The 20458-nt window shown below is 71.9% G+C and carries 14 protein-coding genes and 1 tRNA gene; 6 read left to right on the top strand and 9 right to left on the bottom strand.

Annotated features, from left to right (window positions below; translation table 11 throughout):
- Positions 1 to 51 precede the first annotated feature (51 nt).
- The 5 genes from AB0I06_RS02925 to AB0I06_RS02945 form a co-directional block, all read right to left on the bottom strand.
- Positions 52 to 966 (bottom strand): YceI family protein, encoded by a 915-nt coding sequence (locus AB0I06_RS02925; protein ID WP_363116932.1) that lies wholly within the window; start codon positions 964 to 966, stop codon positions 52 to 54.
- 139 nt (positions 967 to 1105) lie between these two features.
- Positions 1106 to 1948 (bottom strand): NAD(P)H-binding protein, encoded by an 843-nt coding sequence (locus AB0I06_RS02930; protein WP_363116933.1) that lies wholly within the window; start codon positions 1946 to 1948, stop codon positions 1106 to 1108.
- A gap of 9 nt (positions 1949 to 1957) precedes the next feature.
- The gene (locus AB0I06_RS02935) at positions 1958 to 3064 is read right to left on the bottom strand and encodes a maleylacetate reductase (RefSeq protein WP_363116934.1); all 1107 of its coding nucleotides are present in this window, start codon (positions 3062 to 3064) and stop codon (positions 1958 to 1960) included.
- Entirely contained in the window at positions 3061 to 3930 is an 870-nt protein-coding gene (locus AB0I06_RS02940; RefSeq protein WP_363116935.1) for an intradiol ring-cleavage dioxygenase, read from the bottom strand. Before AB0I06_RS02940 ends, AB0I06_RS02935 begins: the two co-directional genes overlap by 4 nt.
- A 63-nt stretch (positions 3931 to 3993) precedes the next feature.
- Complete coding sequence (locus tag AB0I06_RS02945) at positions 3994 to 5742, bottom strand: FAD-dependent monooxygenase (RefSeq protein WP_363116936.1); 1749 nt, start codon at positions 5740 to 5742, stop codon at positions 3994 to 3996.
- 270 nt (positions 5743 to 6012) lie between these two features.
- Here AB0I06_RS02945 and AB0I06_RS02950 point away from each other — a divergent pair, with 270 nt between their 5' ends.
- Positions 6013 to 7731, top strand: a complete 1719-nt coding sequence (locus AB0I06_RS02950) for a helix-turn-helix domain-containing protein (RefSeq protein WP_363116937.1) — start codon at positions 6013 to 6015, stop codon at positions 7729 to 7731.
- A gap of 65 nt (positions 7732 to 7796) precedes the next feature.
- Here AB0I06_RS02950 and AB0I06_RS02955 read toward each other — a convergent pair.
- Positions 7797 to 7881: transfer RNA gene (locus tag AB0I06_RS02955), tRNA-Leu, on the bottom strand.
- A gap of 142 nt (positions 7882 to 8023) precedes the next feature.
- Here AB0I06_RS02955 and AB0I06_RS02960 point away from each other — a divergent pair.
- Positions 8024 to 9355 (top strand): DUF2254 domain-containing protein, encoded by a 1332-nt coding sequence (locus tag AB0I06_RS02960; protein ID WP_363116938.1) that lies wholly within the window; start codon positions 8024 to 8026, stop codon positions 9353 to 9355.
- Positions 9356 to 9520: 165 nt separating this feature from the next.
- Here AB0I06_RS02960 and AB0I06_RS02965 read toward each other — a convergent pair whose 3' ends face one another.
- The 3 genes from AB0I06_RS02965 to sucC all read right to left on the bottom strand — a co-directional run bounded on the left by AB0I06_RS02965 (position 9521) and on the right by sucC (position 13720).
- Positions 9521 to 11062, bottom strand: a complete 1542-nt coding sequence (locus AB0I06_RS02965; RefSeq protein ID WP_363116939.1) for an aldehyde dehydrogenase family protein — start codon at positions 11060 to 11062, stop codon at positions 9521 to 9523.
- A 632-nt stretch (positions 11063 to 11694) separates the two neighbouring features.
- Positions 11695 to 12576 carry a succinate--CoA ligase subunit alpha gene (sucD, locus tag AB0I06_RS02970; protein WP_363116940.1) on the bottom strand — a complete coding sequence of 294 codons (882 nt, stop codon included), beginning with the start codon at positions 12574 to 12576 and terminating at the stop codon, positions 11695 to 11697.
- 13 nt (positions 12577 to 12589) lie between these two features.
- On the bottom strand, positions 12590 to 13720 hold the full coding sequence (sucC, locus tag AB0I06_RS02975) for an ADP-forming succinate--CoA ligase subunit beta (RefSeq protein WP_363116941.1): 1131 nt from the start codon (positions 13718 to 13720) through the stop codon (positions 12590 to 12592).
- A gap of 142 nt (positions 13721 to 13862) precedes the next feature.
- On the opposite strand from sucC, the gene AB0I06_RS02980 reads away from it, so the two are divergent.
- The 4 genes from AB0I06_RS02980 to AB0I06_RS02995 all read left to right on the top strand — a co-directional run bounded on the left by AB0I06_RS02980 (position 13863) and on the right by AB0I06_RS02995 (position 20457).
- Positions 13863 to 15545: a thiamine pyrophosphate-binding protein gene (locus tag AB0I06_RS02980; protein WP_363116942.1), complete on the top strand. Its 1683-nt coding sequence runs from the start codon at positions 13863 to 13865 to the stop codon at positions 15543 to 15545.
- Positions 15546 to 15555: 10 nt separating this feature from the next.
- Positions 15556 to 16797, top strand: a complete 1242-nt coding sequence (gene frc / locus AB0I06_RS02985; RefSeq protein WP_363116943.1) for a formyl-CoA transferase — start codon at positions 15556 to 15558, stop codon at positions 16795 to 16797.
- A 4-nt stretch (positions 16798 to 16801) separates the two neighbouring features.
- Complete coding sequence (locus AB0I06_RS02990) at positions 16802 to 18946, top strand: acetate--CoA ligase family protein (RefSeq protein WP_363116944.1); 2145 nt, start codon at positions 16802 to 16804, stop codon at positions 18944 to 18946.
- A gap of 122 nt (positions 18947 to 19068) precedes the next feature.
- Entirely contained in the window at positions 19069 to 20457 is a 1389-nt protein-coding gene (locus AB0I06_RS02995) for an OFA family MFS transporter (RefSeq protein ID WP_363116945.1), read from the top strand.
- Position 20458: the final 1 nt, after the last annotated feature.

The following is a 20458-nucleotide window of genomic DNA, read 5'->3' on the forward strand; positions in this document are numbered from 1 at the left end:
GGGGCGCCGGACAGGGAGAATCACAGAACGGGCAGGTCACAGGTCACTGCCCTACTCCGGCGGGGTCGGCGTGTCGTGGGTGCGGTACATCGCTTGGACGTCCAGCTCCAGTTGGACCGTCGGGCCGACCACCGCGATGCCCCGGGCCAGCATGGAACGCCAGTTGAGGGTGAAGTCCTCGCGGTGGAGCTCCGCCGTCGCCAGGGCCGCGCAGCGCAGTTCCTGTCCGTAGCCGCCGTTCACCGTGCCCAGGTACGTCGTGTCCAGGGCCACCGAGCGGCTGACGCCGTGCATCGTGAGGGAGCCTTGCAGGATCCACTTGCTTCCGCCCCGGTAGGCGAAGCGTGAGCTCGTGAAGTCGATGTGCGGGAAGCGCTCGACGTCGAGGAAGTCGGCGGACCGCAGATGGTTGTCGCGCGTGGTGTTGCCGGTGGTGATGCTGGAGGCGTCGATGCGGACGTGCACGCGGGAGTCGGTCATGTCCGGGGCGATACGGATGCCGCCCTCGAAGCGCTCGAAGCGGCCGTGCACATGGGCCATGCCGACGTGCTTGGCGATGAACCGGATCGCGGTGTGCGGCGGGTCGAAGAGCCAGGTTCCGGCCGTCGGCAGCTGGAGCGCCTCGGCGGGCTGGAGCCAGACGCGTTCGGTGGCCGTCGGGGCGCCCGGGCCCGTCTCGATGGTCTCGCGGTGCGGCCGCAGGCCCTCCGCCGAGATGAGCAGGCTGTACCGGCCGGGCGGCAGCGCCGCGAGGAAGTAGCCGTAGGGGTCGGTCGTGCCGCGGGCGGCGACGCGGTGCGTGTCCAGGGCGGTGACGGTGACGTCCGCGGCCGCCAGGGGCGTGCCCATCGGGTCGACGACCTCGCGGGCGACGGCGCCCGCGCCGGAGGGCAGGGGGAGGGCGAGGCCCGCCGCCGCGGCGGGGGTGTTCTTGAGCCACCGGCGCCGGAGCAGTGCGAGGGCCATGGTGGTCACCTTTCTTCGGGTGTGCGGCCGTGCGGGCAGCGATCTCAGCGCATGCCGACGGCCGCACCTTGCTGCGGTCACACCCCCTTGTCGATCTTGAAGGACCGATGGCCGGTCCGGGTGTCTCAATACGAGACAGTCAGGACTTCCCGGCGAAGGCGTCCACGTGTTCGGCCGCCCACTGGGCGAACGTGCGCGCCGGGCGTCCGGTGACCTTCTCGACGGTGCCGGAGACCGTCCGGCCCACCTCGGGGGTGTCCCCGTACGCCATGAGCAGGAAGCCGATGACGTCCTCCGGGAGGCCCGCCGCCCGCCACCGCTCGACGGCCTGCTCCTCGGTCAGTTCCACCAGGGCGATCTCGCGGCCGACGGCGGTGGCGACGGTCTTCACCTTGTCGGCGACGGTGAGCACCTCGGGGCCGGTGATGACGTACTCGCGGCCGCCGTGCCCCTCCTGCGTGAGGGCCACGGCCGCGACGGCGCCGATGTCCCCTTCGTGGACCATGGCACTCAGCCGGTCCACGAACGGCTCCCGCACCTCCCCGGAGGTCACGATGCCGTCCGCCCACTCCAGCGCGTTGGCCATGAACTCGACCGGCATGAGCACGGTCCAGTCCACACCGTCGTCGGCGCGCACCGCGTCCTCCAGCGGGGTGGGGCCGCCGCCGTGCAGCACGGTGACCCGGCGGACCCCGGCCTCACGGGCGAGTTCCAGGATCCGGGGGCCGGTCTCCAGCGGGCTGAAGGCGGCGCCGCCGAAGGTGATCAGGTGGAGGCCGGTGACGCCCTCCAGGGCCGGGGCCAGGCCGTCCGGCTCGGTCAGGTCGCCCTCGACGACCTCGACCCCGGCCGGGAAGACGGCCTTGGCGGCGTCGCGTGTCAGGGCACGCACCTGGTGCCCCCGGTCCAGCAGTTCGGCGACGACCTGACGGCCGACGGTTCCGGTGGCGCCGGTGACGAGGATCCTCTGCGTCTGAGTCATGCCCCGACCCTAGGAGGGCTTGCGGTCGGCTTCTGTCCGCGATCCGGAGTCCGGCGGGCGCCCTTCGTACGCCGCCAGCAACACGCCCCGCACCCCCTGCTCCGTGACCTCGCGCGGGTTGGCGTACGGCTCGCCCGCGGCCCGGGCCGCCGCCGGGGCCACGTCGGCCTTCGCCAGGCCGAGTCCGGCGAGGGAACGCGGGGCGCCGAGGCGTCCGGCCAGGTCCCACAGGGCGCGGGGCACGTCGGCGTCGCCGAGGGCGCGGCGCAGAACCGTCAACGCCCGCGGCGCGGCGGGGGCGTTGTACGCCAGGGCGTGGGGCAGGACCACGGTGTGGGTCTCGGCGTGCGGCAGGCCGTAGGTGCCGCCCAGGACGTGGCACAGCTTGTGGTGCAGCCCCATCGTGGTCGCGCCGAGGCACGCCCCGCACAGCCACGCCCCGTACAGTGCCCGGCTGCGCGCGTCGAGGTCGCCCGGGTCGTCGGCCAGCCGTGGCAGCGCCTCGGTCATCGCCCGGGCCCCCTCCTCGGCCATGACCGTCACCAGTGGTGACACGTCCGGGGCGTACAGCGCCTCGACGGCGTGCGCGAGCGCGTTGATCCCGCTGGTCACGGTGAGCGGCACGGGCAGGGAGAGGGTGAGCAGGGGGTCGTAGACGACGCTGCGGGGCTGGACGACGGGGTCGCGGCCGGTGCGTTTGGCGCCGTGCTCGGTCAGGCCCCAGACCGGGGTCATCTCGGAGCCCGAGTACGTCGACGGCACGGCGATCAGGGGCAGTCCGGTGCGCAGGGCGATCGCCTTGCCGAGCCCGATCGCTGAACCGCCGCCGACCGCGACGCAGCCGTCCGCCCCGGCCGCCCGTACCGCCGAGACGGCCCGGTCGGCGTCCTCGACGGGCACGTGCATCCGCGCCTCGGGGTGCAGCCCCGCGCAGCTGTCGCCGAGGGCGTCCGCCACGGTGCGGGCCACGTCCGCGCCCCGGCTGCCGCACACCACGAGCAGCCGTCGCAGGCCCAGGCGCGCCGCCTCGCCCGGGGTCGCGGTGACGGCCGCGCCGGGCCGGAAGACGACCCGCACGGGCCGCGTCTCGTAGGTGAACTCCTCCTGGAACGTCATGCGGCGCGTTCCAGCACGAGGTCGAAGCGGGCGTGCCGGAAGGGGCTGTCCACGCCGAACTCCCGGGCCAGCGAGGGGTCGTCGGTCTGCGCGAAGTCCTGGACGAGGCTCCGCTTCACGGCGAACACCGCGTCGGAGTCGAGGTGTTCGCCGCCGGCCACGAAGATGTGCGTGGTGACGGGCGCGTGGCCCTCGGCCGAGGCGATGAAGTGGATGTGCGCGGGGCGGTAGGGGTGCCGCCCGGTGGCGCGCAGCAGCCCGCCCACGGGGCCGTCGGTGGGGATGGGATACGCGGCCGGGACGCAGGTGCGGAACCAGAAGCGCCCCTCGGCGTCGGCGGTGAACAGTCCGCGCCCGTTGCCGGCGGGCTGGACGCCGGGCTGCTGGACGTCGTAGTAGCCCTTGTCGTCGGCCTGCCAGACGTCGACGACGGCGCCGGGCAGGGGGGTGCCGTCGGCGGACCGCACCCGGCCGCTGACCACGCACTTCTCGCCGCCGCCCACCAGGTCGATGTCGTCGCCGAGCGCCCGGACCGGTGACTCGGTCAGGTGGAAGGGGCCCAGCACGGTCGACTCGGTGGCCCCGGCCGCGTGATCGCCGCTCAGCGTCTCCACCAGCATGGACAGGCCCAGCACGTCCGACAGCAGGATGAACTCCTGCCGGGTCTCGGTGCAGGTCTGGCCGGTCGCGGTCAGGAAGGCGATCGCCCGCTCCCACTCCTGCCCGGTCAGACGGGTCTCGCGCGCGAAGTCGTGCAGGTGGCGGACGAGGCCGGTGAGCAGTTCACGCAGCCGCGGGTCGGCGGTCCCGCGCAGGCTGGCGAGAGCCTGCGCGGTGACGTCGGGCCCGGTCGCATCGGTGGTCATCCCGGCTCCTCGTTCTGGACGTCCGCTTCTTCCGTCTGTCGCGTCGCTTCCATGATGGCGCGCTCAGGCGTGCCCGAGGATCCGCCGCAGCGCGTCCGCGAGCAGTTCTCCGGCATCCGGGCCTGCGCAGGCGTGCCGGAAGGCGACGAAACCGTCCGGTCGTACCAGGAGGGCGCCCGTGTCCGGGATCTCGCGCAGCCGCGCCCAGTCGCCGTAGGGATCCTCGTACTCCTGCCCGGGTCCGATCACGACGGTGGCGATCTCCGTCTCCTGCGCCTCGGCCGCCCGCACCCAGGCCTCTCCCCCGATGCCGGTCAGCAGGGTGAAGCGGCCCCGCCCCACCGTGTCGAGGGTGGAGAGCGTGCGGGTGCCCGAGGTGATCCAGGCGTGCGGGATCCGGGCGCCGGGCCGGGAGGACGGCTGGTGGTACAGCTCCGGGTCGCGGGCGAAGCCGGGGTCGGGTGTGCCGTCCGGGACGATCGCCGCGGAAGTCCCGTCGCCGTAGCGCTGGTTGAGGTCGACGCCGTGGGCGTTGAACTCGTAGGTCTTGAAGGCGATGGCCTCGCGCAGCCTCGCCCGCTGTTTCTCGGCGGCCTCGGTGGCCTCCTTGCGTGCGGCGATGTTGGCCCACAACTGCTCGGGGGTCTGCGGGGAGAGCCCGTCGAGGGCCTCGAAGACCGGTGCCGTCTCCCGGATGGACCGGTTGGCGCGGGTGACGATCTGCCGGCCGACCGGGGCGCGTTCGGCGGTGTAGCTGTCGAGCAGCCGGGGGTGGGCGGTGCCGTCGAGGACGAGCTTGAGCTTCCAGGCGAGGTTGTAGGCGTCCTGGATGGAGGTGTTGGAGCCGAGGCCGTTGGACGGCGGATGCCGGTGCACGGCGTCACCGGCGCAGAAGACCCGGCCGTTGGCGTAGGACCGCGCGTACATCTCGTTGACGGTCCAGGCGGAGGACGAGGTGACGGTCACCGGGATGTCGTCGTCACCGATGAGCTTGCGGACGATCGACTCGGCGTATTCGGTGCTCAGATCGGGCGCGCCGGCGTTCACGTCGTAGCCCCAGACGATCAGCCACTCGTTCCAGGGGCGTACGCAGCGCACCAGGCCCGCGCCGATGCCTCCGACCGTCGCGCCCGGGGCGAGGACCCAGTAGAGGGTGGACGGGCGGTGGGCGGTGTACTTGGCCAGGTCCGCCTCGAAGACGATGTTGATGCTGCCGGCGACGCCCATCCGGCCTCCCATCGGCAGCCCGGCGTCCGCGGCGACCTTCGACCTGCCGCCGTCGGCTCCGATGAGATACGCGGCGCGGATCTCGTAGGTGTCCCCGCGCAGCCGGTCGCGGACGGTGACGGTGACGCCGTCGGCGTCCTGGGTGTGGGACAGGTACTCGTTCTGGAAGCGGAGCCGGGTGCCGCGGGCGACGGCCGCGTCGACGAGGACCGGTTCCATGAGGTGCTGCGGCATGTCGCACATGCGCGTGGGGCTGGCGAGCTCGTGCTCGGCCTGCACGAGCGGGTCGTTGCCCCAGGAGCGCACCCGGCCCAGCTCCTCGCCCGCCAGGCTGGTGCAGAAGGTCGTGTTGCCCATCAGGTGCTGCGGGGTGGCCCGTGCGACGACGTCCCGCTCGACGCCTAGGTCGCGCAGCACCTCCATGGTGCGCTGGTTGGTGATGTGCGCGCGGGGGGTGTCGGCGAGGCTCGCGTGACGGGTCACGACGATGTTGGGCACGCCGTAGGTGCTCAGGGCGAGCGCGGCCGTGGCACCGGCCGGGCCGCTGCCGACGATCAGGACGTCGGTCTCGACGACGGTGGACACGGGCGCTCCTGCTAAGGGGGTTGGGGCGGTGGGGGATTGGGGCGGCTGAGGGTTGGGGCGGCGGGACGCTGAGCGGCCCGGGCACACGGCAGTCAGGTGGCTGCGGCCCGCCACGGCCGGGGCGGGCCTGCGGCCGGACGTGCCTGATCATGCGGGTGTACGGCCGGGCACGGGTGTCTCATTACGAGACACCGGAGAGCCGGGCGAAGGGCGGCGTGACCACCCGCAGTTGTTTCCCGTTCAACCGAACGCGTTACGGTGGACGGTGCCGTGACCACCACAGACCCCTCCCCCGCAGCCACCGCCCGGCCCTCGCTCCGTCTCGCCCGCGAGCGGTTCCTTTCGGGGCGCCCGCTGCCCGCGGGTGTTCCGCAGGACGTCGTCGCGGCGTGGCGGCGGGCCCGGTTCTTCGGCGTGCCGCACGACTTGGAAGAGCCGCCGCCCCGCCCGTCCCGCCCCGGCGAGTCGGAACTGCTCGCCGCCGCCCGGCCGGTGCTCGACCGGATCGTCCCGGCCCTGGGACCGGACGGGTCGCTGCTCGTCCTGACCGACGAGCGGCTGCGCGTGCTGTGGACGGCGGGGAACGCGCCCGGCTTCGAGGCGTGCACCGTCCTGTCGGAGCAGGAGGTCGGCCACAACAGCGCGGCCCTCGCCCTGCGCAGCCGGAGCCGGGCCGAGGTGCACGGCCCCGAGCACTTCCTCGACCGGTGGCAGGAGGTGTCCGCGGTCAGCGTCCCGGTCCTCGGTCCGGAGAGCGGGCAGGTGCTGGGCACCCTGACGGTCGCGTCCCGGCTGTGCGCCGCGGGCCCGCCGCACCCTCAGGCGGCGTTCGCCGAGGCGACGGTCACGGCGGTCGAGACGCAGCTGCGGGCGCGGGCCGGCCGGGCCGAGCGGGTGCTGCTGGACGCCTATGTGAGGGCGGCGCGCGGGCGGGACCGGGCGGTCGCTGCCCTCGACGGCCGCAACCGGCTGGTCAGCGACGCGGCGCAACGGTTGCTGACGCCCGAGGTGCTCTGCGCGCTGGAGCGCACGGCCGCCGGCGCGCGGGAGACGGACGGCACGGGCCGCGCGGAGCTGCCGGAGGGGGCCGGGTGCACCGCGAGCGTCACTCCGGTGTGTCTGGACGGCACGGCCATCGGGATCGTGGCCGTCCTGGAGCCGCTCGACGATCCGGCGCCCCCGGCGGTGTCGCCGCCTTACGCTCCGGCCGCCCTGACCGGCTCCTCGGTGCCCTGGCGGCACGCCGTCGGGCGTGCCGTGGAGCTGGCCCGCTCCCGGGAGCCGCTGCTGCTGACCGGCGAGCGCGGCACCGGCAAGTCCGCGCTGGCGCGGGAGCTGCTCGCGTCGGACACCGCTCAGGTGGCCGACGCGGCGCAGGACGCCGGACTCGACCGGACCCTGCCCGCGTGGCGGCCCGGCCGTCCCCTCCTGCTCCGCCACGCCGAACGCCTCACCCAGCCCGGCGTGGCCTCGCTCAACTCCCTGCTGGACCAGCACCCGGACGCCCGGCTGCTGATCACCTACACGCCCGGCGCGCCCGTCGGCCCCTGCCTCCAGCGCCTGCTGGACAAGCTGTCCGCCCGCTCGGTGACCCTTCCGCCCCTACGGGAACGAACCGAGGACATACGGGACCTGCTGCCGGCCCTCACCCCCCGCCCGGCGCCCGGGCAGCCGCCCCTGACCTGGACCCTGGACGCCCTGCGGGCGCTGGAGCGGTACCCCTGGCCGGGCAACGTCACCGAGCTGGCCCATGTCGTCCGGGCCCTGGCCGAGCACCGGCGGGTGACGGGTCCGGTGCCCCGGGCCGAGCTGCCGGACGCCGTCCGGGAGGGGCCGGCCACGCGCCCGCTCAGCCCGATGGAGCACGCCGAGCGCGCCACGATCCTGGAGGCGCTGCGCCGCCACGGCGGCAACAAGGCCCGAACGGCGAGCGCGCTGGGGATCGGCCGGGCGACGCTGTACCGCAAGCTGCGGGAGTACCGGCACTGAGGCACCGGGGACGCACAACAGCTCGGGCGGGCCGAGAAAGATCTCGACCCGCCCGAGCTGATCTGTGTCCGAGGGGGGACTTGAACCCCCACGCCCGATAAAGGGCACTAGCACCTCAAGCTAGCGCGTCTGCCATTCCGCCACCCGGACCAGGTGTCCGCCGCCTTGCCGGGGGTGTTCCCCGCGGCGACATGGACAACAATACCAAGCTTTCGGAGTGCCTTTCACCTGCGTTTCCGTCCGCCTGGCGGGGGTCCGGGACCTCGCGCCCCGATGCCTCTAGGGTCACACCATGAGTGACTGGATGGTTACGCGGAGCGCTTCGGCGGGACGCCGCCCGCGGGCCCTGTCGCCGCTCAGGGAGCATCTGCGCGACACGTTCTGGTTCGCCCCCACCGCGGCGATGGCGGGCGTCTTCGTGGTCTGGGTGGGGGCGAACCTGCTCGACACGGCCGTCGTCGACGCCCTCCGGGAGGACCGGGACTACGAGACGCTCGACGAGCTGCTGCGGTTCGCGGACGACGCGAAGGCCGTGGTGAGCGCGGTCGGCTCGGCGATGATGACCTTCATCGGGGTGGTCTTCAGCATCTCGCTGGTCGCCGTGCAGATGGCGAGCGGGCAGTTCACCCCGCGCGTGGTGCGGCTCTTCGTGCGCAGCCGGATCACCAAGGCGACCTTCGCGGTCTTCCTGGCGACGTTCGTGCTGACCCTGCTGGTCCTGACGAGCTTCGACACGGTCGACGACCCCCGCGCCGTCACGTCGGTACCGCTGGTGCAGTCGGTCCTCACCCTGTGCATGGTCGGGCTGAGTCTGCTGCTCTTCGTGCTGTACGTGAACGCGACCCTGCGGCTGATGCGGATCAGCCATGTGATCGCGCGGATCGCCTCGGAGTCGTTCCGCGTGGCCGCCTCGATGCCCGTGCCGGTGAGCGGCCCGGACGCCGCCGGTCTCGGTCCCGAGACCGCGTGGGTGGCGCACGAGGGCCCGGCGGGGGTACTGCGCGACGTGCACATCGCCCGGCTGGTGCGGGTGGCGCGCAAACACGGGGTGGTGCTGCGGCTGATCCCGCGGATCGGGGACTTCGTGGTGCCCGGGATGCCCGTACTGGCGGTGCACGGCGGGCCGGTCCCGCCCCGCAGGAGGCTGCGCCACGCGATCTCGGTGGGAGTGGAGCGGACCTACCACCAGGATCTCGGTTTCGGACTGCGGCAGTTGTCCGACATCGCGTTGCGCGCCCTGTCGTCCGCGATCAACGATCCGACGACCGCGGTGCAGGCACTGGACCGGATCGTCCAGTTCCTGGCCGCGCTGAGCCGGCGGCCGCTGGACGCCGCCCTGCACCGGGACCGGGCCGGTGCGGTACGGCTGGTGCAGCCCGTGCCGGGGTGGACCGACCTGGTGGATCTCGGGTGCACCGAGGTGCGGCTGTGCGCCGCCGAGAGCCCGCAGGTCTCCCGGCGGATGCTGGCCGGTCTGGACGATCTGCTCCTGCTCGCGCCCCCGGACCGCCGCGAGCCGCTGCTGCGCCATCGCGAACTGCTCCGCCAGGCCGTCGACCTGGCCGCGCCGACCCCGTCGGACCGGGAGTTCGCCCTGCGCCCGGACCGGCAGGGCATCGGCTGAGCGGCGGGTCGGGGCGGGCGGACTCCTCACGAGGGCCGGCCGGACCGAGCCGGGCGGGGAAGATGCCTGGCCCTCGGCTCAAGCCGGACAGCGGGGCAGGCCGGGCAGCGGCGCAAACCGGGTCGGCATTACGAGCACGGCCCGGCGCCGGCCGCGCCCCCCTCCTCAGGGCAGCAACTGGTACTCCGGGAAGTTCCCCGGCAGCCGCTCCCCCTCAGGGCCCCGAGTCACCGCGCGCACCAACAGGTCACCGCCGACGAACGCACCGCGCCAGGACCCGCCGAGCCCGCCGAACAGCTCGTCGCGGTCTCCACGGGAGCGGGGCGTGCCGTGACCGACCTTGAACGCGCGGATCTGCGGGGCGAGACGGTCGTAGGTCGCCCGGTCGTCCGTGGACAGCGTGGCGACCAGCGCACCGTTGGAGGCGTTCATCGCGGCCAGCAACTCCGCCTCCGTGTCGACCAGGACGATCGTGTCGACCGGGCCGAACGGCTCCGCGTGGTGCAGCGGAGAGGACGGGGGCGGATCGAGGAGCGTGACCGGCTGGACGTAGGCGGAGGTGTCCTGGCCGGGCAGGAACCGGGCCTCGTCGGGCGTGGCACGGTGCAGCGGTACGGCACCGCGTTCGATCGCCTCGGCGACCTGGTCGTGCAGTTCCTTCGCCTTGGCCGCGTTGATCACCGGCCCGAAGTCCAGCTGCGGGAACGGGTCGTCCGGCTGCTCCACGGCGAGCGGATGCCCGACCTGAAGCGTGCGCACCGCCGGGAGATACGCCGCGAGGAACGCGTCGAACAGCTTCCGCTGGACGACGAAGCGCGGGTACGCCGTACAACGCTGCTTGCCGTAGTCGAAGAGCTTGGGGATCACCGCGGTCAGGGTGTCCCAGTCCGAGTGGTTCCAGATGCCCCAGGTGTTGAGCCCCTCCTGTTCGAGGACGTGTCGCTTTCCGAGGTCGGCGACGGCCGTGGCGACGGCGGCGCCGGTGTCACGACCGCCGACGAAGGAGACGCAGCCGATCTCGGGCGCCCGCACCAACGCCTGGGACAGCTCGCCTCCGCTGCCGCTGACGAGGGTGACGGGAATTCCCTCGCGGGCGGCGAGGGCGCAGGCCAGGGTCAGGCAGGCGACACCGCCGTCGGTCGGGGTCTTGGCGATGACCGCGTTGCCTGCCAGTGCCTGGACCAGCACTGCGTGAACGAGCACGCTCATCGGGTAGTTCCAGCTGGCGATGTTGGAGACGGGCCCGTCCAGCGAGGAGCGGCCGGCGAGCATGGGTTCGATGCCGTCGACGTACCAGCGGACCCCGTCGATGGCGCGGTCGACGTCCGCCTGGGCGAGCCGCCAGGGCTTGCCGATCTCCCAGACGAGCAGCAGTGCGAGCAGGCCGCGGTGTTCGGCGAGGGCGTCCAGGGTGGCGGCGACGCGGGCCCGGCGCTCCTCCAGGGGGAGGTGCCGCCAGGCGCGGTGCTGGTCGAGTGCCGCGCGGACGGCCCAGTGGGCGGTGGTTCCGTCCAGGCGGGGCGGGCCGGCGATCGGGCTGCCGTCGACGGGGCTGACGGCCGGCAGGACCCGGCCGTCCTCCTGCCAGGCGCCGTTCCAGAGGTTGAGGACCCGGTCGTCACGGAAGGCCTCGGGCGCGACGGCGAGACACCGCCGCCACGCGTCGAGCCAGGACGTGCCGGTCTTGAGGGTGAGGGTGGGTGCCATGGGGTTGCTCCGCTCTCGGTGCACGGTCGGGGGCGGGAAATGCGGGGTGGGTGGCCCGGCGGTCGGGCGGGGGGCCACTGCGGGTGGGCCGGTGAGCGGCCGGGAAATCGACGTGGCTGGCCCGGCGGTCGGCCGGCAACCGGCGCAGGCAGACCGGCTATCGGCCGGGGACACCGACGCGGCTGGCCCGGCGACCGGCCGGCCAACCGGCGCAGCTGGCCCGTTGATCGTCGGCCCGCTGGCTGGCCCGGCGATCGGCCGGAAACCGCGCGGGTAGCTCGACGACCCGCCGAGGACACCCGCACGGCTGGCCCAGTGATCGTCAGCCAACCACCATGGCCGGCCCGGCGATCGGCCGGGAACTGGCACGGGTAAACCGGCGACCGGTCGGCCAACCGGCGCGGCTGGCCCGTTGATCGTCGGCCCGCTGGCTGGCCCGGCGATCGGCCGGAAACCGCGCGGGTAGCTCGGCGACCGCCCGGGGCACCCGCGCGACTGGCCCGGTGATCGTCAGCAACCACCGTGGCCACCCCGGCGATCGGCCAGGAACTGGCACGGGTAAACCGGCGACCGGTCGGCCAACCAGCGCGGCCAAGCTCGGCGACCGGCCGGAACCTGGGCGGCCGGCCCGGCTATCGTCCGTCGAGTCGCGCGAGCACCAACCTCGCCGTCTCCGTAGGAGTACTGCCCACGCTCACCCCGGCCGCCTCCAGCGCCTCCTTCTTCGCGGCGGCCGTACCGGACGAGCCGGACACGATCGCGCCCGCGTGTCCCATGGTCTTGCCCTCGGGTGCGGTGAACCCGGCGATGTAACCGACGACCGGCTTGGTGACGTGCTCGCGGATGTACGCCGCCGCGCGTTCCTCCGCGTCGCCGCCGATCTCCCCGATGAGGACGATCAGTTCGGTGTCGGGGTCGTCCTGGAAGGCGGCGAGGCAGTCGATGTGCGTGGTGCCGACGACGGGATCGCCGCCGATGCCCACGCAGGTGGAGAAGCCGATGTCGCGCAGTTCGTACATGAGCTGGTACGTCAGCGTGCCCGACTTGGAGACCAGCCCGATGCGGCCGGGCTTGGTGATGTCGGCCGGGATGATGCCGGCGTTGGACTGGCCGGGGGTGATCAGGCCGGGGCAGTTGGGGCCGACGATGCGGGTGCCCTTGCCCTGGGCGTAGGCGGTGAAGGCCACGGAGTCGTGGACGGGGATGCCCTCGGTGATGACGACCGCGAGGCCGATGCCGGCGTCGGCGGCTTCGACGACGGCCGCCTTGGCGAAGGCGGGCGGCACGAAGACCACGGTGACGTCCGCCCCGGTGGCGCGCATCCCGTCGGCGACCGTGCCGAAGACGGGCACGGCGCGCTCGTCGAAGTCGACCGTGCGGCCGGCCTTGCGTGGGTTGACGCCGCCGACGACATTCGTGCCGGCCGCGAGCATCCGCCGGGTGTGCTTCATGCCTTCGCCGCCGGTCATGCCCTGGACGAGGACCTTGCTCTCCTTGGTGAGGTAGATGGCCATGGCGTTCCTCTCCTCAGGCCGTGGCGGCGAGTTCGGCGGCACGGGCGGCGGCGCCGTCCATGGTGGTGACCTGCTGCACCAGCGGATGCGCGTGCTCGTCGAGAATGGCCCGGCCCCGGGCCGCGTTGTTGCCGTCGAGGCGCACGACGAGCGGCTTGGTCAACCGGACGGCTTGCAGCGCCCGCACGATGCCGTCGGCGACGGCGTCGCAGGCGGTGATCCCGCCGAAGACGTTGACGAAGACGGACTTCACGGCCGGGTCGGAGAGGATGACCGACAGTCCGTCCGCCATCACCTCGGCACTGGCACCGCCGCCGATGTCGAGGAAGTCGGCCGGTCGCGCGCCGCACCCCGCGACCACGTCGAGGGTCGACATGACGAGGCCGGCGCCGTTGCCGATGATGCCGACCTCGCCGTCGAGCTTGACGTAGTTGAGGCCCTTCGCGGCGGCGGCCGCCTCCAGCGGGTCGTCGTGCCCGGTGTCGTCCGCACCCCAGCGTGCCTGCCGGAAACGGGCGTTGTCGTCAAGAGTGACCTTGCCGTCGAGGGCCAGGATCCGGCCCTCCTTGGTGCGGACGAGCGGGTTCACCTCGACGAGCAGGGCGTCCTCGCGGACCAGGACGTCCCACAGGCGTACGAGGACCTCGACGGCCTGCGGCGGCAGTCCGGCCGCGTCGGCGATCTCGGTGGCCTTGGCCGAGGTCACGCCCTCGGCCGGGTCGACGGGGATACGGACGACCGCCTCCGGCCGCGTGGCGGCGACCGCCTCGATGTCCATGCCGCCCTCGGCCGAGGCGATCGCGAGGAAGCGGCCCGCCGCGCGGTCGAGTACGTAGGACACGTAGAACTCGCTCTCGATGTCCACGGGCTGGGCGAGCATGACCTTTCCGACGGTGTGGCCCTTGATGTCCATGCCGAGGATCTGGCGCGCGGTCAGCTCGGCGGCGGCCGGATCGGCGGCGAGCCTCACCCCACCGGCCTTGCCACGCCCACCGGTCTTCACCTGGGCTTTCACCACGACTCGGCCGCCGAGCCGGCGGGCGATCTCGCGCGCTTCCTTGGGCGAGTCGGTCACCTCGGCCCGCGGGACCGGGATGCCGTGTTCTTCGAAGAGTTCCCTTGCCTGGTGTTCGTACAGGTCCATTTCGGCTCCTGACTGAAAGTGCCGCACGCCCCCTGGACACCACCCACCGGATGCGGGATAACAAGCTTCATACAGTATTCGTCGACTGTATGCAATGTACCGCGAGCCGCTCCAACCCCCTACGAAGGGACAGGACTTCGCCATGCCCGACGACACCCAGGACTTGATTTCCGGTGGTCATCTCGTAGCCAAGGCGCTGAAGGCCGAGGGGGTCGACCGCATCTACACGCTGTGCGGCGGCCACATCATCGACATCTACGACGGCTGCGTCGACGAGGGCATCGAGGTCGTCGACGTACGCCACGAGCAGGTCGCCGCCCACGCCGCCGACGGATACGCCCGCATCACCGGCAAGCCCGGTTGCGCGGTGGTCACCGCGGGACCGGGCACGACCGACGCCGTCACCGGTGTCGCCAACGCCTTCCGCGCGGAGTCACCGATGCTGCTGATCGGCGGTCAGGGGGCGCTCACCCAGCACAAGATGGGGTCGCTCCAGGACCTTCCGCACGTCGACATGATGAACCCCATCACCAAGTTCGCGGCGACCGTGCCCGACACCGCCCGCGCGGCGGACATGGTGTCCATGGCGTTCCGCGAGTGCTACCACGGCGCGCCCGGCCCCTCCTTCCTGGAGATCCCGCGCGACGTACTGGACGCCAAGGTCCCGGCCGCCAAGGCGCGCGTGCCCCAGGAAGGCGCCTACCGCGCCTCGACCCGCTCGGCCGGCGACCCCGAGGCGATCGAGAAGCTCGCCGACCTGCTGGTGCACGCCGAGAAGCCGGCCATCCTGCTCGGCAGCCAGGTGTGGACGACCCGGGGCACCGCGTCGGCCATCGAACTCGTCAGGACCCTCAACATCCCCGCCTACATGAACGGCGCGGGACGCGGCACCCTCCCGCCCGGCGACCCGCACCACTTCCAGCTCTCGCGCCGGTACGCCTTCTCAGGCGCCGACGTCATCGTCATCGTCGGCACACCCTTCGACTTCCGCATGGGCTACGGCAAGCGCCTGTCCCCCGACGCGACCGTCGTGCAGATCGACCTCGACTACCGCACCGTCGGCAAGAACCGCGACATCGACCTCGGCATCGTGGGCGATGCCGGGCTGGTGCTGAAGTCGGTGACCGAGGCGGCCTCCGGGCGCGTCAACGGCGGTGCGTCCCGGCGCAAGGAGTGGCTGGACGAACTGCGGGCGGCCGAGCAGACCGCCCTGGAGAAGCGGCTGCCGAACCTGAAGTCCGATGCCTCACCCATCCACCCCTACCGCCTGGTCAGCGAGATCAACGACTTCCTCACCGAGGACTCCATCTACATCGGCGACGGCGGTGACATCGTCACCTTCTCCGGGCAGGTCGTCCAGCCCAAGTCCCCTGGGCACTGGATGGACCCCGGTCCCCTCGGCACGCTCGGCGTCGGCGTCCCCTTCGTGCTCGCGGCCAAGCAGGCGCGGCCCGACAAGGAGGTCGTCGCGCTCTTCGGCGACGGGGCGTTCTCCCTGACCGGCTGGGACTTCGAGACGCTCGTCCGCTACGACCTCCCGTTCGTCGGCATCGTCGGCAACAACTCCTCCATGAACCAGATCCGCTACGGCCAGGCCGCCAAGTACGGCAAGGACCGCGACCGGGTCGGCAACACCCTCGGCGACGTCCACTACGACAAGTTCGCCCAGATGCTGGGCGGTTACGGCGAGGAGGTCCGCGACCCCGCCGACATCGGCCCGGCCCTGCGGCGCGCCCGTGAGTCCGGCAAGCCGTCGCTGATCAACGTCTGGGTCGACCCCGACGCGTACGCCCCCGGAACCATGAACCAGACCATGTACAAGTGAGGTGCCCCCGATGACCCCTACGTCCACCAAGGCCCTCGAAGGCATCCGCGTCCTGGACATGACGCACGTCCAGTCCGGGCCGTCGGCGACCCAGCTGCTCGCCTGGCTCGGCGCGGACGTCGTCAAGCTGGAGGCGCCGACCGGCGACATCACGCGCAAGCAGTTGCGTGATCTGCCGGACGTCGACTCCCTCTACTTCACGATGCTCAACTGCAACAAGCGGAGCATCACCCTCAACACCAAGACCGAGCGCGGCAAGGAGATCCTCACCGAGCTGATCCGGCGCTCCGACGTCATGGTCGAGAACTTCGGCCCGGGCGCGGTGGACCGGATGGGCTTCACCTGGGACCGCATCCAGGAGATCAATCCACGGATCGTCTATGCCTCCATCAAGGGGTTCGGCGAGGGCCCGTACACCAACTTCAAGGCGTACGAGGTCGTCGCGCAGGCCATGGGCGGGTCGATGTCGACCACCGGTTTCGAGGACGGACCTCCGCTGGCGACGGGGGCCCAGATCGGGGACTCGGGGACGGGTGTGCACGCCGTGGCGGGCATCCTCGCCGCGCTCTTCCAACGGGAGCGCACCGGTCGCGGGCAGCGGGTCAACGTGGCCATGCAGCACGCTGTACTGAATCTGTGCCGGGTGAAGCTGCGGGACCAGCAACGCCTGGCACACGGGCCGCTCGCCGAATATCCCAACGAGGACTTCGGCGACGAGGTTCCCAGGTCCGGGAACGCGTCCGGCGGCGGTCAGCCCGGGTGGGCGGTCAAGTGCGCGCCGGGCGGCCCGAACGACTACGTGTACGTCATCGTGCAGCCCGTCGGCTGGCAGCCCATCAGCGAGCTCATCGGCCGGCCCGAGCTGGCCGCCGACCCCGAGTGGTCGACGCCCGAGGCGCGGCTGCCCAAGCTCGGCAAGATGTTCCAGCTGATCGAGGAGTGGTCCTCCACGCTGCCCAAGTGGGAGGTGCTGGAGCGGCTCAACGCGCACAACATCCCGTGCGGGCCGATCCTGTCCACCCGGGAGATCATCGAGGACCGTTCGCTGGTCGCCAACGAGATGGTCGTCACCGTCCCGCACCCCGAGCGCGGCGACTTCGTGACCGTCGGCAGCCCCCTCAAGCTGTCCGACTCCCCCGTCGAGGTGACCAGTTCACCGCTGCTCGGCGAGCACAACGAAGAGGTCTACGTCGGCGAACTCGGCCTCGGCGACGAGGAAGTGCGCCTGCTCAAGTCGAACGGGGTGATCTGACGTGATGGCGGAAGACCGGGTCCTGCGGGTGCGGTCCCTCCTGGAGGCCGTACGGGCCGAGGGACGGACCGCGCTGACCGCGCCCGAGGGAAAGGTGATCGCCGACGCGTACGGGATCGCCGTACCGGGCGAGGAGCTGGCGACGGACGTCGACGAGGCCGTGGCGTTCGCGGCGCGTTTCGGCGGGCCCGTCGTGATGAAGATCGTCTCGCCGGACATCCTGCACAAGACCGACGCCGGCGGGGTGGTCGTCGGGGTCGAGGGCGCCGCCGACGTACGGGCCGCGTTCCACACGATCATCGACAACGCGCGCGCCTACGACGCCGGTTCCCGTATCTCGGGCGTGCAGGTGCAGGAACTGCTGCCGAAGGGGCAGGAGGTCATCGTCGGGGCGGTCACGGACCCCACGTTCGGGAAGGTGGTCGCCTTCGGGCTCGGCGGGGTGCTCGTCGAGGTGCTGAAGGACGTCACCTTCCGGCTCGCGCCGGTGACCGCCGACGAGGCGCTGTCGATGCTCGACTCGATCCGGTCGGCGGAGATCCTGCGCGGGGTGCGCGGCCAGGCGGGCGTGGACCGGTGGGCCGTCGCCGAGCAGATCCGCCGGGTGTCACAACTCGTCGCGGACTTCCCGGAGATAGCCGAGGTGGACCTCAATCCGGTGATCGCGACGGCGCAGGGGGCCGTCGCGGCCGACATCCGGGTGATCCTCGCCCAGTCGCAGCCCGCGCCGCGCCGGAAGTACTCCCGCGACGAGATCCTCACCTCGATGCGCCGGCTGATGCAGCCGGGCTCGGTCGCCGTGATCGGCGCCTCCAACGAGCAGGGCAAGATCGGCAATTCGGTGATGCGCAACCTCGTGGACGGGGGCTTCGCGGGCGAGATCCACCCGGTGAACCCCAAGGCCGATGACATCCTGGGCCGCAAGGCGTACAAGAGTGTCACGGACGTTCCCGGCGAGGTGGATGTGGCGGTCTTCGCGATCCCCGCCAGGTTCGTGGCCGCCGCCCTGGAGGAGGTGGGTCGCAAGAAGATCCCGAACGCCGTGCTGATTCCCTCCGGGTTCGCCGAGACCGGCGAGCACGAACTCCAGGCGGAGATCGTGGCGATCGCCGAGCGGCACGGCGTACGGCTGCTGGGGCCGAACATCTACGGCTACTACTCGACCTGGCAGGACCTGTGCGCCACGTTCTGCACGCCGTACGACGTCAAGGGCGGGGTGGCGCTGACCTCGCAGTCGGGCGGCATCGGGATGGCCATCCTGGGCTTCGCGCGGACCACCAAGACGGGCGTGTCGGCGATCGTCGGCCTCGGCAACAAGTCGGACCTGGACGAGGACGACCTGCTGACCTGGTTCGGCGAGGACCCGCACACCGACTGCATCGCGATGCACCTGGAGGACCTCAAGGACGGCCGGGCCTTCGTGGAGGCCGCGCGGGCGACCGTGCCGAAGAAGCCGGTGGTCGTGCTGAAGGCCGGCCGGACGGCGGCGGGTGCCAAGGCGGCGGGTTCGCACACCGGCGCCCTCGCCGGTGACGACGCCGTGTACGACGACATCCTGCGCCAGGCCGGGGTGATCCGCGCGCCGGGGCTGAACGACATGCTGGAGTACGCGCGCGCGTTGCCGGTGCTTCCCGCGCCCAAGGGCGACAACGTCGTCATCATCACGGGCGCCGGCGGCAGCGGTGTGCTGCTCTCCGACGCCGTGACGGACAACGGACTGTCGCTGATGGAGATCCCGCCGGACCTGGACGAGGCGTTCCGGAGGTTCATCCCGCCCTTCGGGGCCGCGGGCAACCCGGTGGACATCACCGGGGGCGAGCCGCCGTCGACGTACGAGGCGACGATCCGGCTGGGCCTGGAGGATCCGCGCATCCACGCGCTGGTCCTCGGCTACTGGCACACGATCGTCACTCCTCCCATGGTCTTCGCGGAGCTCACCGCGCGCGTGGTGGCCGAGTTCCGCGAGCGCGGGATCGAAAAGCCGGTGGTCGCGTCGCTGGCGGGGGACGTGGAGGTCGAGGAGGCCTGCCAGTACCTCTTCGAGCGCGGGGTCGTGGCGTACCCGTACACGACCGAGAAGCCGGTGGCCGTGCTCGGCGCGAAGTACCGCTGGGCGCGGGAGGCGGGACGGCTGGGGGGCGGTACATGAGGTGAGTGAGCGGGGGGCCGGCCGACGGTGCGCGTCGGCCGGCCCCGGGACCCGCACGCGCACGAAAGGCATGGGACAGGGGGCGCTGGCCAGATCTTTCGACGCAAGGGGTGCGACACGACATGACAACGACCGATCTGCCCACCACGGTTCCCTACCGGGAGGTCACCGACGCGAACGGTCGCGTCTACCGGCTCGGTGAGACCGACATCGACATCATGGGCCGCAAGCGCAAGTGGATGGTGATCCTGCCCTGGATCGGCATGATGGGCATCTCCTCCGCCGAGTACGCGTTCGCGTCCGCCGAGGACACCCTGCACACGGCGCACAGCTGGAACAGCATGCACATCTTCTGGATGATGACCGTCTGGGTCTTCTTCCAGGCCGCGGTGGCCTTCCCCGCGGGCAAACTGCGTGAGAGCGGAAAACTGCCGGCCCGCTGGGCCATGATGCTCGGCGCGACGGGCACCCTGCTGGGCTACCTGTCCCTCGCCTTCGCGCCGCACGTGGTCTTCGCCTACATCGGCTTCAGCATGTTCAGCGGCATGGGCGCGGGCATGGTGTACGCCACCTGCGTCAACATGGTCGGCAAGTGGTACCCCGAGCGCAAGGGCGGCAAGACGGGCTTCGTCAACGGCGGTTTCGCCTACGGCTCGGTGCCCTTCGTCTTCCTCTTCAACGGCTACATGGACCTGACCAACTTCCGCTGGGTGCTGGTCTCGGTGGGTCTGTTCCTGGCCGGGATGGTCGCGTGCTCCGGCTACTTCTTCAAGGACCCGCCGAAGAACTGGTGGCCCTCGACGATCGACCCGCTGAACCCGCCGGACGACCCGCGCGCCGCCCGCTCCATGCGGATGAACCCGCCGGCGGTGCGCCAGTACTCCCCCAAGGAGGCCTGGAAGACCGGCCGGGTGGCCCTGATGTGGTTCTGCCTGGCCTGTACGTCCGGCGTGAACATCTTCGGTATCGCCTTCCAGGTGGACATCGGCGAGGAGGCCGGATTCGCCGGGGGGATCGTGGCCACGGCCATGTCCCTGAAGGCCGTCGTCAACGGCACCGGCCGCGGCGTCATCGGCTGGCTCTCCGACCTCTACGGCCGCAAGCGGTGCCTGCTCGTGGTCTGCCTCATCCTCGGCCTCGCCCAGTACGGCATCCTCTGGTCGGCCGAGAGCAAGAACCTGACCCTGTTCCTGATCTTCTCCGCGATCTCCGGGTTCGGCGGCGGCGCCATCTTCCCGATGTTCGCCGCGCTCACCGCCGACTACTTCGGTGAGAACAACAACGCGTCCAACTACGGCATGGTCTACAGCGCCAAGCTCGTCTCCGGCCTGGGCGCCGGCATGGGTGCGGTGGTCGTCGGCGCCTGGGGGCACTCCGGTGCCTTCATCCTGGCCGGCTCGATCTCGCTGTTCGCCGGCTGCGTGGCGCTGTTCCTCACCCCGCCGGGACGCGACAAGGAAACGCGCCGCATCTCTCCCAACCCACAACCGCTCGGCGAGGACACAGCCTGAC

This window comes from Streptomyces sp. NPDC050674 (assembly GCF_040654575.1).
Taxonomy (GTDB): Bacteria; Actinomycetota; Actinomycetes; order Streptomycetales; family Streptomycetaceae; genus Streptomyces.

What these genes read in the sequence shown, in the direction of transcription:
- sucD (WP_363116940.1), bottom strand. Translation starts at nt 12,576, where the DNA reads ATGGCCATCTACCTCACCAAGGAGAGCAAGGTCCTCGTCCAGGGCATG.
- frc (WP_363116943.1), top strand. Translation starts at nt 15,556, where the DNA reads ATGACCCCTACGTCCACCAAGGCCCTCGAAGGCATCCGCGTCCTGGAC.
- AB0I06_RS02925 (WP_363116932.1), bottom strand. Translation starts at nt 966, where the DNA reads ATGGCCCTCGCACTGCTCCGGCGCCGGTGGCTCAAGAACACCCCCGCC.
- AB0I06_RS02965 (WP_363116939.1), bottom strand. Translation starts at nt 11,062, where the DNA reads ATGGCACCCACCCTCACCCTCAAGACCGGCACGTCCTGGCTCGACGCG.
- AB0I06_RS02940 (WP_363116935.1), bottom strand. Translation starts at nt 3,930, where the DNA reads ATGACCACCGATGCGACCGGGCCCGACGTCACCGCGCAGGCTCTCGCC.
- AB0I06_RS02930 (WP_363116933.1), bottom strand. Translation starts at nt 1,948, where the DNA reads ATGACTCAGACGCAGAGGATCCTCGTCACCGGCGCCACCGGAACCGTC.
- AB0I06_RS02990 (WP_363116944.1), top strand. Translation starts at nt 16,802, where the DNA reads ATGGCGGAAGACCGGGTCCTGCGGGTGCGGTCCCTCCTGGAGGCCGTA.
- AB0I06_RS02980 (WP_363116942.1), top strand. Translation starts at nt 13,863, where the DNA reads ATGCCCGACGACACCCAGGACTTGATTTCCGGTGGTCATCTCGTAGCC.
- AB0I06_RS02935 (WP_363116934.1), bottom strand. Translation starts at nt 3,064, where the DNA reads ATGACGTTCCAGGAGGAGTTCACCTACGAGACGCGGCCCGTGCGGGTC.
- AB0I06_RS02995 (WP_363116945.1), top strand. Translation starts at nt 19,069, where the DNA reads ATGACAACGACCGATCTGCCCACCACGGTTCCCTACCGGGAGGTCACC.
- AB0I06_RS02960 (WP_363116938.1), top strand. Translation starts at nt 8,024, where the DNA reads ATGAGTGACTGGATGGTTACGCGGAGCGCTTCGGCGGGACGCCGCCCG.
- sucC (WP_363116941.1), bottom strand. Translation starts at nt 13,720, where the DNA reads ATGGACCTGTACGAACACCAGGCAAGGGAACTCTTCGAAGAACACGGC.